At 70.5% G+C, this 16,843-nt stretch carries 12 protein-coding genes; 3 read left to right on the forward strand and 9 right to left on the reverse strand.

Annotated features, from left to right (window positions below; all coding sequences use genetic code 11):
* Positions 1–90: 90 nt before the first annotated feature.
* Positions 91–2,277 carry a discoidin domain-containing protein gene (locus tag ACWEVP_RS49890; RefSeq protein ID WP_452069646.1) on the reverse strand — a complete coding sequence of 729 codons (2,187 nt, stop codon included), beginning with the start codon at positions 2,275–2,277 and terminating at the stop codon, positions 91–93.
* A gap of 6 nt (positions 2,278–2,283) precedes the next feature.
* Positions 2,284–4,542 carry a discoidin domain-containing protein gene (locus ACWEVP_RS49895; RefSeq protein WP_452069647.1) on the reverse strand — a complete coding sequence of 753 codons (2,259 nt, stop codon included), beginning with the start codon at positions 4,540–4,542 and terminating at the stop codon, positions 2,284–2,286.
* A 198-nt stretch (positions 4,543–4,740) separates the two neighbouring features.
* Between ACWEVP_RS49895 and ACWEVP_RS49900 the strand changes: the two genes are divergently transcribed.
* Both ACWEVP_RS49900 and ACWEVP_RS49905 read left to right on the forward strand, forming a co-directional pair.
* On the forward strand, positions 4,741–5,523 hold the full coding sequence (locus ACWEVP_RS49900) for a class I SAM-dependent methyltransferase (RefSeq protein WP_452069648.1): 783 nt from the start codon (positions 4,741–4,743) through the stop codon (positions 5,521–5,523).
* Positions 5,520–6,443, forward strand: a complete 924-nt coding sequence (locus tag ACWEVP_RS49905) for an alpha/beta hydrolase fold domain-containing protein (protein WP_452069649.1) — start codon at positions 5,520–5,522, stop codon at positions 6,441–6,443. The genes ACWEVP_RS49900 and ACWEVP_RS49905 overlap by 4 nt, the downstream gene beginning before the upstream one ends.
* On the opposite strand, the gene ACWEVP_RS49910 is transcribed toward ACWEVP_RS49905, so the two are convergent.
* The 5 genes from ACWEVP_RS49910 to ACWEVP_RS49930 all read right to left on the reverse strand — a co-directional run bounded on the left by ACWEVP_RS49910 (position 6,429) and on the right by ACWEVP_RS49930 (position 13,136).
* Positions 6,429–8,171, reverse strand: a complete 1,743-nt coding sequence (locus tag ACWEVP_RS49910; protein ID WP_452069650.1) for a choline/carnitine O-acyltransferase — start codon at positions 8,169–8,171, stop codon at positions 6,429–6,431. The genes ACWEVP_RS49905 and ACWEVP_RS49910 overlap by 15 nt on opposite strands.
* A complete protein-coding gene (locus tag ACWEVP_RS49915) occupies positions 8,168–8,992 on the reverse strand; it encodes a class I SAM-dependent methyltransferase (RefSeq protein WP_452069651.1) in 825 nt (274 codons plus the stop codon). The genes ACWEVP_RS49910 and ACWEVP_RS49915 overlap by 4 nt, the downstream gene beginning before the upstream one ends.
* Positions 8,993–9,019: 27 nt before the next feature.
* Complete coding sequence (locus ACWEVP_RS49920) at positions 9,020–9,877, reverse strand: HalD/BesD family halogenase (RefSeq protein WP_452069652.1); 858 nt, start codon at positions 9,875–9,877, stop codon at positions 9,020–9,022.
* 87 nt (positions 9,878–9,964) lie between these two features.
* Entirely contained in the window at positions 9,965–10,495 is a 531-nt protein-coding gene (locus ACWEVP_RS49925) for a DUF4232 domain-containing protein (protein WP_452069653.1), read from the reverse strand.
* 43 nt (positions 10,496–10,538) lie between these two features.
* A complete protein-coding gene (locus ACWEVP_RS49930; RefSeq protein WP_452069654.1) occupies positions 10,539–13,136 on the reverse strand; it encodes a bifunctional FO biosynthesis protein CofGH in 2,598 nt (865 codons plus the stop codon).
* 153 nt (positions 13,137–13,289) lie between these two features.
* Between ACWEVP_RS49930 and ACWEVP_RS49935 the strand changes: the two genes are divergently transcribed.
* Positions 13,290–14,837: an IS1634 family transposase gene (locus tag ACWEVP_RS49935; protein WP_452069657.1), complete on the forward strand. Its 1,548-nt coding sequence runs from the start codon at positions 13,290–13,292 to the stop codon at positions 14,835–14,837.
* Here ACWEVP_RS49935 and ACWEVP_RS49940 read toward each other — a convergent pair.
* A complete protein-coding gene (locus tag ACWEVP_RS49940; RefSeq protein WP_452069655.1) occupies positions 14,822–15,580 on the reverse strand; it encodes an SDR family oxidoreductase in 759 nt (252 codons plus the stop codon). The genes ACWEVP_RS49935 and ACWEVP_RS49940 overlap by 16 nt on opposite strands.
* The gene (locus ACWEVP_RS49945) at positions 15,577–16,365 is read right to left on the reverse strand and encodes an alpha/beta fold hydrolase (RefSeq protein ID WP_452069656.1); all 789 of its coding nucleotides are present in this window, start codon (positions 16,363–16,365) and stop codon (positions 15,577–15,579) included. The genes ACWEVP_RS49940 and ACWEVP_RS49945 overlap by 4 nt, the downstream gene beginning before the upstream one ends.
* Between the last annotated feature and the right edge of the window lie 478 nt (positions 16,366–16,843).

A 16,843-nucleotide genomic window follows, 5' to 3' on the forward strand; every position in this document is an offset into this window, starting at 1 on the left:
TCTACCGGAGACCTCGTCTATTTGATCCAAGACACGCCGCACCCACAACGCCAGCCAGAAGCTCCGCTGGTCAGCACATCGAAACAGGCTCTAGGCGGCCGCCACTTCGAACTCGGACACCTGTCCCGCGGGCCAGCCGGTGTTGGCGGTGAACGTCAGCCGGACGAAACGTTGCGACGTCGCCGTGAAAGACGCCGACGCCGTGTTGCCGGAAGCCGGGTCGAACGCGTAGCCGCGCGAGCCCACCAGCGTCGTGTACGTCCCGCCGTCGGTGCTGCCGGAGATCGTCACCGTCTCCGTCCGCGCGCCCCACGCCGACGACGGCGGCAGCTTCAGCGTCACCTTGTTGATCGACGCCGCCGCGCCCAGGTCCACCGTCAGCGTCTGCGGGAACGCGTTGTTCGCGCTCTCCCAGTACGTGTTCGCGTCCCCGTCGTTGGCGTTCGACGGCGGGAACCCGCCCTGCGAGGCCGACGCGCTGATCGCCTTCCCGCGGGCGATGTTCGACCCGGACTGCGGGGGCTGCGGCGGCCCCGAGTTCGGCGCGGGCCACGTCGAGCAGTCGCTCCACGTGCCGGTCCAGCCGCTGTTGCCGGACCCGCTGAAGGTCATCTTCGGGATCGACGCCGGGTACGGGCAGTTGTACGTCCCGGTCACGCCGACGCCGGACGCCGTCAGGTTGCTGATCGACACCGCCCCCTGCGTCTGCGACTGCGCCACGAACGTCCCGGCGCCCTGCACCGAGACGCCGTCGATGGTGATGCCCTGGATCTGCTTGCCGGCGCCGTTTCCGTCGATGAACTGGATCGCTTCGTACGGGCTCTGGATCGCGGTGAAGCCGGTGACCCGGATCGTCACGCCGGTGATCGCCTGGTCCCGCGCGTCGAACCACAGCGCGCCGACGCCGAACTGCCAGTTCGGGTCGAGCGCCCCGGCCCGCAGCGCCGTGTTGTTCGACAGCGTCACCGTGCCGGACAGCGGCACCGAGCTGAACCGGTTCGCCACCAGGTAGCCGCCGCCGAGGGCGTTGGTGTCCTGGACGAGGTTGCCGCTCACCGTGTTGTCCGACCCGCCGTACAGCGCGATGCCGTTGGCCAGGTTCGGTTGCACGATCGTGTTGTTCACCAGTGAGTTGCCCGAGTCGGCCTGGCCGTTGGACCACAGCGCGAGCCCGTCGTCACCGTTGTTGCGCAGGTAGTTGTTGCGCAGCGTCGAGTTCGTGACGGCGCCGTCGAAGTTCACGCCGTCGGCCTGGGTGTCGAGGATGCGGTTGTTCTCGATGGTGACGTTCGACGACGCGCCGTTCATCAGCCACAGCCCGCACTTCGTGTCCTGGATCCACAGGCCGCTGACGACCGAGCCGTTGCCGAGGACGCCGTGGAACGCGTTGTCCGGGCTGCCGTCGTTCCGCTCGGTCACGTCACCGAACACCGCGAAGTCGTACAGCTTGATGTTCCCGGACGCGCTGCCGTTGTTGAAGATGTTGTTGCCGTGCAACACCGTGTACCACTGGCCGGCGCCGCGGACGGTGGTCTGGTCGATCTGCAGCGCCGACCCGATTTCGAAGCGGCCGGACGGCACCCACACCTCGCGACCTTGGGAGCGCGCCGCCGAAAGCGCGTTCCGGAACGCCTGCGAATCGTCCGAAGAGTCGTTCGCGGTGGCGCCGTAATCGGTCACCGAAAGCGAGCCGGCCGGCTGCGTACCCGCGCCGCCGACCTGCTCGAAGTCCGCGAGGTCGATGGTCGCCTGGCCGACGTCACCGGAGTCCGCGGCCACCCGGACCTTCGCGCCCGCCGAAGCGTTCTGGCCGAACAGCAGGCGGGCGTCGTCGAAGAAGTGGTGCGTCTTGGCGCCCGGGATCCATCCGGTGTCCACATAGGAATACCGGGAGGTCACCGGGAGCCCGCTGCCGAGCTTGCTTCCGTTGACGTACAACGAAAGCCGCCCGGACGAGCCGTCGGGCAGGTTGTAGTGCACGTTGATCGAGTTCGCCGCCGCGGGCAGCGTGAACTCGACGTACTGCCCGGTCGTGATGCGCACGGCCTGCCGCCCGGAGGCTTCCGACGCGATGGAGGCCTGGGTGTAGTCGGGACCGACGGCCGAGCCGGTGGTCGCCGAGCACTCGGCCTCGACCGTCCGGAACGGCACGCTCGCGCCGCCGGAGGCCGTCGCCGGGCAGGTCGCGGCCGCGGCCGGCGTGCTGCCGGACAGGATCGCCATGCCGGACGCGGCGAGCGCGGCGGCGAGTAAGGCCGGGATGCGGGACATCGTCATCACCTCTCAGGACGAATAGGCTTCGAGTTCGGACAGCTGCCCGGCGGGCCAGCCGGTGTTTCCGGTGAAGGTCAGCCGCAGGGTGCGTGCGGACGTCGCGGGGAACGTGATGGTCGCGGTGTTGCCGGACGCGGGGTCGAACGTGTAGCCGGCGGCCGCCTTGACCCCGTCGACCGCGATCGTCTGCGTGCGCGTGCCCCACGCCGGGGACGGCGGCAGCTTCAGCACCAGCCGCGACACGCCGACCGTGCTGCCGAAGTCGACGGTCAGCGACTGCGGGAACGCGTTGTTCGCGCTCTCCCAATAGGAGTTCGCGTCCCCGTCGACGGCGTTCGAAGCCGGGAACCCGCCCTGCGAACCGGACGCCGTGACGTTCTTGTGCAGCGCCAGGTTCCCGGCCGGCTGGGTCGGGGTGGTCGTCGGCGGCGTGGTCGGGGTGGTCGTCGTCGTGCCGCCGTTGTCCGAGCCGTAGACCGGCGTCGGCCACGAGCCGCAGAACGTCGTCGACCAGCCCGAGTTGCCGCCCTGGTCGGCCAGCCCGGCCATCGCGTCCGGACCCATGCAGTTGTAGACACCCGCGCGCCCGACACCGGTCGCGACGACGTTCTTCACCGACCCCGTCGGCTTGGCCTGGATCTGCCAGGCGAACGTGCCCGCGCCGGTGATCTTGACGTTGGTGAAGTGCACGTCCGTCGTGGCGCTGTCGATGAACTGGATGGCCTCGTAGTTGTTGTCCTGCAGGTCGAGATCGGTGACGTCGACGCGGCCGGTGATGGCCGAATCGCGGCCGTCGAACCACAGCGCGCCGACGCCGAACTGCCAGTTCGAGTCGAGCACGCCGGTGCGGATCGCGGTGTTGCGCGCGACGGTCGTGGTGCCCGAGAGCGGCACCGCGCTGAACCGGTTCGCGATGTGCAGGCCGCCGCCCTGGTCCTGGTTGTCGGCCACGACGTTGTCGGACACCGTGTTGTCGTGCCCGCCGTAGATCGCGATGTTGTTGGCGAGGATCGGCAGCAGCACGGTGTTGAAGGAGAACGTGTTGTGGTGGTCGGCGTCGTGCTCGGACCACATGGCCAGGCCGTCGTCGCCGGTGTTGCGCAGGAAGTTGTTCGTCACCGTGACGTTGCTGATGCCCTGGTGCAGGTTCAGCCCGTCGGCGGTCTGGTCGAGGATTCGGTTGCCGGACACGGTGAGCCCGTCGAACGGCCCGTCGAGCCACAGCCCGACCTTCGTGTGCTGCAGCCACAGGTTCTGCACGACCGAGCCGCCGCCCAGCGCGCCGCCGACGGCGTTGGACTGGTCGCAGTCGACGCGCGCGTCGACCTGGCCGATGATCGCGAAGTCGTAGAGCTTCACCGCGCTGCTCGTGCCCGGCACCGCGGCATTTCCGGGATAGGTCGACGTCCCGCAGCTCGCCGGTTCGCCCTTGCCGAAGATCCCGGCCCGTGGCCCGGTGAGCACCGAGTACCAGGGTCCGGCGCCGCGGATCGTCACCTGGTCGACCGTGATGTGGTGGCCGAGGGTGAAGGTCCCGGACGGGATCCAGACCTCCTTGCCCTGGCTCTTCGCGGCGGCCACGGCGGAGTCGAACGCCGAAGCGTCGTCGCTCGTGTCACCGGCCGTCGCGCCGTAGTCGGTGACGGACACCGAGTTCGCCGGGCGCGTGGCCGCGGCGCCGACCTGCTCGAAGTCGGCGAGGTCGATCGTCGCCGGCGTCACGTCGCCCGCGTCGACCTGGAGCTTGATCTTGGTGCCGGCCGGGTACGACGTGCCGAGCAGGGCGCGGGTCTCGTCGTAGAAGTGGTGCGCGTGCCCGTCACCCGGGTTGTTGGTGAACGGGTACGAGCCGTAGTACCAGGCCCACTTCGAGGTCAGCGCGATGTCCCGGTTGTGGGCGCCGCCGACGTACAGCGAGATCGTCCCGTTCACCGAATCCGGGACGCTGTAGCGGAAGTCGATCGAGTTCGCGGGGGCGGTGAGCGTGAATTCGACGTACTGGCCCTGGCCGGACAGCGTCACGGCTTTGCGGCCGGACGCCTCGCCGGCGAGCGTGCCCGCCGCGCGGTTCGGGCCGATGACCGAACCGTTCGTGGCGGCGGTTTCGGCTTCCTGTTCGACGAAGGGGACGCTCGCACCGCGGCCGGCCGCGAGGGCCGGACTGCCCGTGGGGGCGGCGGCGATCGTGAGTCCGGCGGCGGCGATGACCGCCGCGGCCAAGACGCCGCAACGGATTTTGGGCGCGCTGAAGACAGAGCTGGGGGACATGGGCGGCACTGGCCTTTCCGCAGCAGGTGGGGACCTCTGTGATCCGGATCATACGAATCTCGGACAGGAAATCGCAATACTTGGACGAACTTACGCAAGTTTGCGACAGGAATTGACGACTGCGCCGGATGCCCGGCGTCCGCTTACGCCCAGCGGAGCAACACCCTCGACGGCCGGCCGCGCTGATAGTTTTCAGTCATGAGCCAGCGACGTGCGGACGGCAGCGCCGGGGACGCGGATTACGGGGCGATCGGCGGGGTCTACACCGACTACCGCAAGCCGGATCCCCGCATCGGCCAGTACATCCTCGACGCGCTGGGCGACGCTCGGACCGTGCTGAACGTCGGCGCGGGCGCCGGCGCTTACGAACCGGAAGACCGCGAAGTGACCGCCGTCGAGCCGTCCGCGTCGATGCGCGCGCAGCGGCCGGCGGAGCTGCCGCCGGCGATCGACGCGGTGGCCGAAAAGCTCCCGTTCCCGGACCGGGCGTTCGAGGGCGCGATGAGCACGTTCAGCGTCCACCAGTGGAACGACCTGTGGACCGGGCTCAAGGAGATGCGCCGGGTCACCCGCGGCCCGATCGCCATCCTGACCTGCGATCCCGCGCTGCTGCGGCGGTTCTGGCTGCTCGACTACGCGCCCGAGGTGATCGAGACCGAGGCGCGGCGCTACCCGTCGGTCGACGACATCGCCGACGGGCTCGGCGGAAACACGTCGGTCGTCGGCGTGCCGATCCCGATCGACTGCACGGACGGCTTCAACGAGGCCTACTACGCGCGGCCGGAACGCCTGCTCGACCCGGGCGCGCGGCTGTCGTGCTCGGCGTGGAGCTTCGTCGACGACCGCGTGCACCACCGCTTCGCCGCCGAGCTGCAGCACGACCTGGACGACGGCACGTGGGACCGCCGTTACGGCCGCCTGCGCGAGCAGCGGACGTTCGACGGCTCCCTGGTCCTCGTCGTCTCGGACCCGACGTCGTGACGCCGCCGCCGTTCGACCCGGAGCTGGCGCCCGTCATCGAGGCGATCCGCGCGCTTCGCCCGTCGTTGTCGCGCCTGGACGAAATCCCGGGGCGCAGGGAGCTCAACGCCGCGGACGACTGGACGCTCGAAAAGCTGGCCGCCGCGTACCCGGCGTACCGGGTTTCGGAGGAGCACGCGGGCGAGGTCCCGTTGCTCGTCCTGCGCCCGGCCGAAAGCGTGGGCGTCCTGTACTACGTCCACGGCGGCGGCCTGATCGCCAGCAGTCACCTCGGCCAGGACGCGCGGAACGCGCTGGCCTGGTCGGGCGAACCGAACCTGACCGTCGTCTCGCCGGGCTACCGGCTCGCGCCCGAGCACCCGTACCCGGCGGCGCTCGAGGACTGCCACGCCGGTCTGCTGTGGACGGCCGAGAACTGCGCCGGCCCGCTCGTGCTCGGCGGCATCAGCGCGGGCGGCGGGCTGGCGGCGGCGCTGGCGCTGCTGATCCGCGACCGCGGCGGTCCGAAACTGGCCGGCCAGCTGCTCGCCTGCCCGATGCTCGACGACCGCAACGACACGCCGTCGGCGGTCGACCTCGACGGCCACGGCCTGTGGGACCGGACGGCCAACCTCATCGGCTGGACGGCGTACCTCGGCGACCGCCGGGGCACCGCCGACGTCCCGGCGTACGCGGCCCCGGCTCGCGCGGCCGATCTTTCCGGTCTGCCGCCGGCGTTCCTGGACGTGGGCACGGCGGAGACGTTCCGCGACGAGGTCGTGGCGTACGCGAGCGGCATCTGGCAGGCGGGCGGCGAGGCGGAGCTGCACGTGTGGCCGGGCGGCTTCCACGGCTTCGACTCGCTGGCGCCCGAAGCGCGGCTCAGCCGGGCGGCGCGCGCCGCCCGGCTGAACTGGTTGCGCCGGCTACTCGGCCAGTAGGTCCTGCAGCTCCCGCACCGCGACAGCGAGTTCGTCGGCGAAGCGGTACATCTCCGCCGACACGTGCTTCGGCGTGCTCAGGTAGATGTTCCATCGGTCCGGCAGCAGCACGTACGCGATGCCGATGCACTGCGGGCTCGTCGACCCGAACCCGAAGTACTGGATGTTGACCGACGGCGCGGAGCTGGTGCTCAGGTAGTCGTCACGCGACTTCAGCCAGCCCGGCGAGGAGTACAGCGGCAGGTCCGTGGCGTCCCCGCGGCGTTTCGCGATCAGCTGCAGCTCCCACAGGTGCTGTTCCGGCGCGTCCCCGGCCTGGCACTCCTTCGCCCGCGAAACGTGCTTGGCCGCCGCGGCGCGGAACGCGGCACGCTTCTCCTCGGCAGAGGCGTCCGAGGTCATGACGTCGGCGAAGCGCACGACCTCGGGCGTCACGACCCGCATGGCTTCGGTCCGGCCGTTCTGGAACTGCCGCGTCGCGATCGACTCGTACGTCGCACCCGTCAGGCCCTTCGCCCGGCGATGCGCGAGCTGGTACGACATCTGCGCGAAGGCGTCGGGGGACATCCCCAGCTCTTTCGCGCGGTTGGCGCCGAAGTCGAACGACACGGTCTGCGTCGCCGTCGCGTCCGCGTAGGCCTTGAAGGCTTCTCGGGCGGCGCGCGCGTCTTCGCGGAGGGCGTCGGTCAGTGTGAACTCGACGACTTCGTAGCCGGGCACGCCCGAAGCCGGTTCCCGCTCCTCGCGCGAACCGCTCAGCAGCGCGTCGGTGAAACCGAGGATCGTCGTGCCGTCGAGTTCGCAGTGCTCGACGTTGATGCCCGCGGTGCCGTCCTCGAACACGATCAGCGACACGGCCTTGTCGTACCAGCGGTTGTCGCCGTACAGCAGGCGGTCGCCCGCTTCGAGGGCGTCCGACGGCGTGAAGTCGTCCAGGCACAGGCAGAACAACGCGGTCTCGATGGTCTCCAGCGCGTCGGCGTTGCCCGCGTCGACGAGCGCGGCCCGCGAGGCCGCCCACTCCGCGCGCGCCTTCGTCGTGAAGGGGCCGGCCGGGACGTCGGTGACGTGGTCGTCCTTGAGGATCGCGCGCAGCCCGTCGGCCAGCTGCGCCGGCGAGTACGGGCGGCCGTCTTCGGCGAGGACGTCCATCCGGAACGGCGTGCCCTTCGAGAACACGACGATGTGCCGCTCGGGCGAAGGGAAGCGCGTGCGCGCGGTGTCCAGCAGCTCGCCCGGGATGCGCGTGGCCGAGAACAGGTACTTGTGCTGCACCATCGACTGCGGCGTGCCGCGCAGGAGCACCGGCGGCACCAGTTCGGCGTCGAGCTTCAGCTTGTCGTCCACGGCGGACGCGGTCAGCTCGGCCGCGCGCTCCACCTGTCCCAGCGGGGAGTCCTGGAAGAGGAAGAAGAAGTTGGCGTTGAGCGCGATCCGGTCACGGCGGCCGAGGTAGCGGTACGGCCAGAACGTGTCGAGCCAGCTGCGCACGCCGGGCGAGCGGTCGTACTCCTCGAGCGCGGCCTGCAGCCCGTGCGCGGGGCTGTCCGGCGCCAGGAACTCCGCGACCGCGGCTTCGGTTTCGGCCAGTTCGTCCGGCGTCAGCAGCGGGGCGCACCACTCGAGGAAGCGGCGGCCGCTGTCCTCCAGCGTGGGGACGGGGACACGGGGAAGCCGGTCCTCGTTGCCGAAGGTGCGGGTGGACCAGTCCGGACTGCTCACGGTCATCCTTCTTCGTCGAAGTTGCCAAGGGCGCCGGCCAAGGTGGCCGCGCCTTCAGGACGGGAAACATACAGCTGCGCGTAGAGCCACCCGTCGGCTTCCAGCCCGGTGGGGTCGACCCCGGCGGCGTCCAGCGTGTCGAGGATCTGCTTCTGCTCCTCGGCGGAGGCGAACCGCCGCTGCCGGAACACGCCGTCGACCTGCGCGGTTTCGTAGCCGAGCCCGGCCAGGCCGTCGGCGACCGGCTCGTAGGAGAACATCCGCAGCACGAAGTGGGCCATCCACGGCCGCGCGCCCCGCGCGATCCGGGTGATGGTCTTCTCGGTGACGTAGCCGACGCAGCCGGTCGAGATCACCAGATCGACGTCGTCGAGCAGCTTCTGCTGGGTGGGTTCGGGGTCGTCGCGTTCGAGGTCGGCGTGGATCGCCTCGTCGAGGAACCCGGCGGAAAGCGCATACTCGAGCGCCGGCGCCGACGCGTCGAGGCCGTAGAACTTCGCCCCGCCCGGCTGGGTGACGCGGCCGCGGTCGGCCTCGATCAGCTGCGCGTGGCCGAGCGCCCGCACTTCCGGGGCGGTGTAGTGCGCGTAGAGGTCGTCCATCGTGGCGTCGCAGCGCCGGAGCGCGGCGTTGACGCCATACGAGCAGCCGACGTCCAGCACGGTCGGGCGCTCGGCGGGGTGCTCGGCGATCAGCTTGGCGAAGTACGGCTTCGCGAGCTGGGGGATGTGGTAGTCCACGCGCCGCAGCGTGCCGAAGAACGGCCGCGGGTCGGGCGCGGTGTAGATGTGGTCGAACGAGATCTTGCCGGTCGAGTCGAAAGGCACTGGCCAGGCTCCTGATCTGGTCGAGATCTAGTCGAGCAGCTCGTCGCCCCGGTCGGTGCGCCCGCCGAGGTGGGCCGGCAGGACCCGGCCGAAGAGCTGCCTGGTCCGCTCCGCGCTGCCGATGACCCCCGGGCGCTCGCTGTAGGCGAAGATCGCGGAATGGCGCGCGATCGCACCCTCCACCGTACTGACCCGGTGCAAGGCGAAGCGTCCTTGAAAGAGCTGGAGATCCCCCGGACGGAGGCCGAGGCGCTGGACCGGATGGGTGCCGTCCTCCTGGATGACGGCCCGGACGGCCGGGAAGTTCTCGTCCGCCGCCGACCGGATGCCCGGGTAGTACTCGAAGGTCCCGCCGGCTTCGGCGGCTTGGGTCAGCATGCTCACGGTGTAGGAGTTCGTGTCGAAGTGCCACGGGTGTGCGCGGCCGGGCGCGATCACGTTGAGCGTCAGCCCGGCCAGCGGGTCGGCCAGCTCGTGCAGCTCCGGCAGGCCGAAGCAGTCGGCGACGAACCGCTGGAACACCGGGCTGGTGTAGAGCCGGGCGATGATCGACGACGCGGGGATGTGGTCCCGCGCGACGAAGGCGTTGCCGCGCTCCATGATCGTGCGGCCCGGGTGGTCTTCGGGCAGCGGCTGGTCGATCGCCGTGTTGTAGGCGTTGACCTTCTCGATCTTCGTGTAAGCGTGCGGCTCCAGCGCGGCGCACTCCGCGCGCAGGGCCTCCTGCAGTTCGGGCCGGATGAAGTCGGTGAGCACGCTGCAGCCGGCGTCGGCCAGGTCGGCGCGGGTGCGCGCGACGGTCTCCCGCCACGCGGGGCTGTCCGGATCGGTGAGCGGGTAGCGGTCGGTGTCGACCGTTTCCAATGGCGCTACGGAGGTGCTCATCGAGGTCCCTTCCGGCCGGTGAAGGACCAGAGGTAGCACAGAGTCCCGCTGGTCAACCGTCGGTTTGTGAGCGGTGACACAGGGTCGTCAGGCCCCCACCTCGGTGGCCCACGAGCTGACCGTGACGGTGTCCGTGGTGCCCAGATCGGTGTCGAGGGGCTGCTTTTGCGCAGGTTCGCCCGGTACCGGCACCACCGCGATTGCCGCGCCCGTGCGCGTGTCGCCGCTCGTGACGGTCGCCGACCACGCGAGCACGGCCACGACCTTCTCGCCCGGCTGGACCGTCAGGTCCTGCGGGCCGAGGTCGCGCGCGAAGTACGAAGTCCCGTGCTCGACCTTCACGCCGAGCGGGGAGCCGTCGCCCGCGAGGATCTTCAGGTCGGGGTAGCCGGTGACCTGCCGCGGCGCGGTGTCCCGGTTGGTCAGCGTCAGCACGCTCGCGCGGTGGCCCAGCCCGGCCTCGACCTGGCCGACCGAAAGCGACAGTCCCGTCGACGGCGGCGGCCCGTACGTCGGGCTCGGCGTGGGCGTCGGGGTCGGCGCGGGCGGTGGCGGCGTCGCAGCGCAACCCGCGAGAAGCGTGACGAAGAGAAGTGGCGCGAAGCGAGAAACCCCCATGGGGCGGAAGGGTAGCGGGCGCCGGGAAGGCGCCCGCCACGCCTCACGGGGTCAGCAGCGGCAACAGCGGCTTGCGCACCGCCGTCGCGACGCCGTCCGACGCCTCTGCGGCGGCGACGCGCTCCGCCGACGGCCGCCCGTACCCCGTCGTCCGCTGGACCAGCGGCCGGCCGAGCGGTTCGACCATCGCGCGCATGTCGCTGATCGTCTTGTAGGACCCGTTGGACGCGCCCGCCATCCGGCTGATCGTCTCCTCCATCAGCGTGCCGCCGATGTCGTTGACGCCACCCCGCAGCACCGCGCGGCTGCCCTCTTCGCCGAGCTTCACCCAGGAGCTCTGGATGTTGTCGATCATGCCGTGCAGCAGCAGCCGGGCCAGCGCGTGCACCGCGCGGTTCTCGCGCAGCGTCGTGCCCGGGCGGGCGAGCCCGGCCAGGTAGATCGGCGCGCTCTGGTGGATGAACGGCAGCAGCACGAACTCGCTGAACCCGCGCCGGCCGTGCTTCTCCAGGCCTTCGCGCTGCAGCCGCGCGAGGAGCTTGAGGTGCGCGACCCAGTGCGCCGGGGTGTCGACGTGGCCGTACATCATCGTGGACGTCGTCGGCAAGCCCACCTCGTGCGCCGTCGTGACGACCTTGATCCACTCCGACGTCGGCAGCTTGCCCTTGGTCAGCACCCAGCGGACGTCGTCGTCGAGGATCTCCGCCGCCGTGCCCGGCAGGGAGTCCACGCCGGACTCCTTGGCCTTGATCAGCCAGTCGCGCAGGGACAGGTTGGTCCGCGAAGCGCCGTTCACGACCTCCATCGGGCTGTAGGAGTGCAGGTGGATCTCCGGCTGACGGCGCTTGACCTCGGCCGCGAGGTCGAAGTACGCGGTGCCCGGCAGGTCCGGGTGGATGCCGCCCTGCATGCAGATCTCGGTCGCGCCCGCGGCCCACGCCTCGTCGACGCGGTCGCCGACCTGCTCCAGCGAAAGCGTGTACGCGTCGGCGTCGGTGCGCCGCTGCGCGAACGCGCAGAACCGGCAGCCCGTGTAGCAGACGTTGGTGAAGTTGATGTTCCGCGTGACGACGAACGTGATGTCGTCGCCGACGGTCTCGCGGCGCAGGTCGTCGGCGATCCGGGTGAACGCGTCCAGCTCGCGGCCGTCGGCGTGCAGCAGCGCCAGCGCGGCGTCGTCGGACAGGCCCGCCGGGTCCTTTTCCGCGCTGCGCAACGCTTCCAGGATGTCCGTGTCGAACTTGGCGGGCCCGGTCTTGATCCGGTCGCCGATCTCCTTCCAGTCCCCGTAGACGGAGTCGAAGTCGCTTCGGCGGTCTTCGGTGCGGCCGCTCGTGTCGATCTCGGTGTGCAGGTCGGTGCGGCCGGACTCCTGCCAGCCGCCGTCCGGCTCCTGCCACGGGATGCCGACCGGCATCGCGTCCTCGCGCGCCATCCCGGTCTCGTAGTCGACGAGCGCGGCGACGTGCCGCGTGATCCGCGGGTCCAGCCACGGCTCGCCGGCCTTGACGTACTCCGGGTAGATCGTCAGCCGCTCCTTGAGCTCGAACCCGGCCTTTTCGGTGCGGCGGGCGAGCTCGTCGATCTGCGGCCACGCGCGTTCCGGGTTGACGTGGTCCGGGGTCAGCGGCGAGACGCCGCCCCAGTCGTCGATGCCGGCCCGGATCATCAGGTCGTACTGGCTGCCGATCAGGTTCGGCGGCGCCTGGATGCGCATCTTCGGGCCGAGCACCAGCCGCGCGACGGCGATGTTCGCGGCCAGCTCTTCGAGGTCGGCGTCCGGGGTCGCGCGCATCTTCGTGTCCGGCTTGGCCCGGAAGTTCTGCACGATGACTTCCTGGATGCCGCCGTAGGTCCGGGCGACCTTGCGGATCTCGAACAGCGCGTCCGCGCGCTCTTCGTGCGTCTCGCCGATGCCGATCAGCACCCCGGTGGTGAACGGGACCGAGCTGCGCCCGGCGTCTTCGAGCACCCGTAGCCGGACCGCCGGATCCTTGTCGGGGGAGCCGTAGTGCGGCCCGCCCTTCTCGCTCCACAGCCGGGTCGCGGTGGTCTCCAGCATCATGCCCATCGACGGCGCGACCGGCTTGAGCCGCTGGAAGTCCTGCCAGGTCAGCACGCCCGGGTTGAGGTGCGGCAGCAGGCCGGTCTCCTCGAGCACCCGGATGGCCATCGCGCGGACGTAGGAGAGCGTGTCGTCGTAGCCGTGCGCGTCGAGCCACTCGCGCGCGGCCTTCCAGCGGTCCTCCGGCCGGTCGCCGAGCGTGAACAGGGCTTCCTTGCAGCCCATCTCGGCACCCTTGCGGGCGATGTCGAGGACCTCGTCCGGGGACAGGAACGGCGATTCGAGCCGGCCCGGCACGGTGACGAACGTGCAGTAGCCGCAGCGGTCGCGGCACAGCCGGGTCAGGGGGATGAACACCTTGCGGCTGTAGGTGATGATGCCGGCGCGCCCGGCCTCGGCCAGGCCGGCGTCGCGGATGCGGGAGGCGTACTCGGAAAGCGTGGTGAGGTCGTCGCCGCGGGCGTGCAGCAGGACGGCCGCTTCGGTGACGTCCAGTGTCTTCCCGTCACGCGCCCGGGCGAGCGCGCGGCGCATCGCGGAGGCGGTCGGGGTGGTGGCGTCGGGTTCGGGTCCCATTCCGCCCACGCTAGGACCGTCCTCGGGCGACCAGCCAGTGTGTGTTGCGCACCCGGCTGCGGTTGTACCCGGACGTGATCGTCGTCGCAGGTCACCGCGGTGCCGTGGTTGTCGATCAGCGGCTCGACGTGTATTACCTAAAGGGTGGCATCGGTGGTCGGCAAGAAGATCGGCGGACGGACGTACTACTACCTGGCGGAGTCCGGCCGCGTCGACGGCCAACCGCGGGTGGTCACCCAGCGCTACCTCGGGACGGCCGAGGAGATCGCCCGCGCCGTCCCGGGTGGCGAACCGGCCTCGACGGCGTACCGCGCGTTCGGCGACGTCGCCGCGGTGTGGTCGACGCTCTCGCGCCTGGACTTCGTCCGCCGCGTCGACGACGTGGTGCGCGCGAAACCGCCGCTCGGGCCGACCCTCGCGGTCGCGGTGCTGCACCGGGCGACCGCGCCCGGCACGCCGCTGCCGGAATGGTGGGCGTCGGGACCGGCCGCCGACCTCGTCCGGCCGCGCCCGTCCACTGTGGACGGAGTCTGGAAGGCGCTGGAACGCCTTACGCCGGAACGCATCGCGGGGATCGAGGAGGCGGTCGCCGCCGCCGTGCTGGAGACGCTCGACGACCACGCGGCGCTCGCCGTCGACGTCCCCCAGTTCGCCGCGTTCGCCCCGGCCGACTGCACGCTGCCCTCGGCGTGCCGGGGCGTCCTCGCCGGCGTCGGCCTGCGGGTGACCCGCGACGGCGCCATCCCGCTGGCGTCCCGGCTGTACCGGCGCGACGACGGCACGGCACCGACGTTCGCGTCGCTCATGGCGGGGCTCGGGCCCGCGACGCTCGTGTTCCACTCCGGTCAAGCGGCCCAGCTGGACCTCGGCTCACGCAGCGGGTTCGTCGGGTCGCTGCCGCTGACCGACCACCCCGAGCTGCTGACCCAGCCCGCGTCCGCCCGCAAGCGCGTCGACCCCGAGCGGTTCGCCGGGCTGACGGCGCTCGACACGCACGCGGTGGTCGACGGTGTCCGGCGGCGGGTGATCCTGACGCATTCGGCGACGCTGCACGCGGCGCAGTCCCGTGCGTTCGCCGACGAGCTGGCCACCGCGACCCGCGAGCTGGACGGCCTGGCCGAGGCACTGGCCGCGGGCACCCACCGCGGCGACCGCGCCCAGGTGCACGCCGAGCTCGGCCGGGTGACGCGCGGCCGGCGCATCGAACGCGTGCTCACCGCCGTGCTCAGCGGGAACCGGCCGGGGGAGATCCGGCTGGAACGGCGGATCGACGCCGCCGCGCTGGCCCGGCTGGACGAGGAGTTCTTCGGCAAGCAGGTCCTGGTCACCGACCGGGACTGGCCGATCGGCGACGTCGTCACGGCCTACCGCGCGCGCACCCACCTGGAATCGACGTTCCGCTGGCTCACCGGGCCGGCCGTCACCGGCCCGACCCCGCGCTGGGAGTGGACGCGGCAGCGGATCGCGGCGCACGGCCTGGTCTCGGTGCTCGCCGCAACCGTCACCCACCTGATGCGGCGCGAAGCCGACCGGGCGGGGATGAACCTGTCCGTGCGGGAACTGCTCGACCAGCTGGCCGGCATCGGCGAGCTGGTGCTGCGCTACCCGTCGACCGGCGGGCGGCCGCGCACCAAGCGCCTGCTGACCGAGCTGGACCCCGGTCAGCAGGCTTTGGCCGACCTCTTTCAGCTCTCCCGGTAGATCTGCAGGGCCGAGAAGCTCTGCACCACCGGCATCAGCTCGATGACGTTGATGTTGACGTGCTTCGGCTGGCTCGCCGCCCAGTAGACGGACTCGGCGACGTCGTCCGCGGTCAGCGGGGTGGTGCCCTCGTAGACCTTGTCCGCCTTGGCCGCGTCGCCGTCGAAGCGGACCTTCGAGAAGTCCGTGCCGCCGACCATGCCCGGCTCGACGTTCGTCACGCGGACGCCGGTGCCGTGCAGGTCGCTGCGCAGGTTGAGGCTGAACTGGTGGACGAACGCCTTGGTCGCGCCGTAGACGTTGCCGCCGGGGTAGGGGTAGGTGCCGGCGATCGAGCCGATGTTGATCACGTGGCCGCGGCCGCGCTCGACCATGCCGGGCAGCAGCGCGCGGGTGACGTGCGCGAGGCCGCGGACGTTGGTCGCGATCATCTGGTCCCAGTCGTCGAGGTCGGCCTGGTGGGCCGGCTCGAGGCCCTTGGCCAAGCCGGCGTTGTTGACCAGGACGTCCACCTCTCGCCAGTTTTCGGAGAGGTTCTCGATGGTGGTCTTGACGGCGTCGGGGTCACTGACGTCGAGCTTGACCGGCAGGACGGCGTCGCCCAGCTCGCCGGCCAGCTTCTCGAGCTTGTCCTCGCTGCGGGCGACGGCGATGACGCGGGCGCCCTCGGCGACGAACCGGCGCGCGATGGCGTCGCCGAAGCCGGCGCTGGCGCCGGTCACGAACACGGTCTGCTGGGTCATGGGGTGGCTCCGCTGCTCTTCAGGAACGTTTTGAGGGCGTCGTCGAACTCGGTCTCGCGCTCCAGGTTAGGCAGGTGGCCCGCGCCGTCGATCACCACCAGGGCCGAACCCCGGATTTCCCGGTGGATGAGCTCGGCGTCGGCGACCGGGGTGAACTCGTCCTCGCTGCCGACGACGACCAGGGTGGGGACGTCGAAGTGCTTCAGCGCAGGCGTGTAGTCCGGACGCTCGGCGCGTCCCCGCAGCGCGGCCGCGGCTCCTTCCTTCGGGGCGTCGCGCATCATCCGCTTGACGTGCGCTTCGACGTCCGGCCTGGTCGCGCGGGTCCGCTTCGAGATCATCTTGGGGAGCAGCTCGTCGGCGTAGCGCGCCATGCCCTCTTCGGTGATCCGGTCCGCGGTGTCGTAGCGGGCCTGCTTCGCCTCGGGGGTGTCGAGGCCGGGGAAGGTGTCGGCCAGGACGAGGGCTTCCACCCTCCGCGAGTGGTTCGTCATCAGCTGCATGACGATCTGGCCGCCCATGGAGAGGCCGCCGAGGACGAAGCTCGCCAGCCCCAGGTGGTCGGCCAGCTCCACGAGCTCGGCCGCGAAGACGTCGAGGCCGGTCCTGGTGTCCCCGGTGCTCGAGTCGCCGTAGCCGCGGAGGTCGGGGGTCACGACCCGGTGGCCGAGCTCGGCGAGGTACTCGGCCTGGGGCCGCCACAGGGAGCGGTCGAAGGGGTGGCCGTGGACCAGCAGGACCGGCAGCCCGTCGCGCGGGCCGAGGTCGTCGTGGGCGAGGTTCATGCGGCCGACGCTAGGCGGAGCACTGGCGCGGAGCAATACGGTGCAATGTAGTCGGAGCAATGTTCTTTCGCTGGCGCTCCGGGGCCCGTGGGTGCAGACTGAGCCGCGGACGGGCTTCGTCATGGGGTCTGACCTGCGCTGATCTTGTTTAGGGACCCCCCTGTTTCGGGCCCTTTCGGGGCATGTAAAGTTCTCCAAGTCGCCAGGGAAACCGAGCGGCAGGGACACGAACCAAGCTCTCGCGGATCGCGATTGAGTGGGTGGCCCACCAAAAACTGCTAGAAATAACTCGCTTCGAGTAAGGCCGCTTGACGGCGGTGCGACTCGGGGTGTGTTGCTTGAGAACTCAACAGTGTGCTAGTGAACTAAGCCAGTAGAGCTTATATGAAACCCCTCGTCGGGGTTTCCTTTGAGAGCAAGTATTTTGCCTCGATTGAATTCGAAGACATTGTTGGAGAGTTTGATCCTGGCTCAGGAC

The sequence above is a fragment of the Amycolatopsis sp. NPDC003865 genome (genome assembly GCF_053605345.1).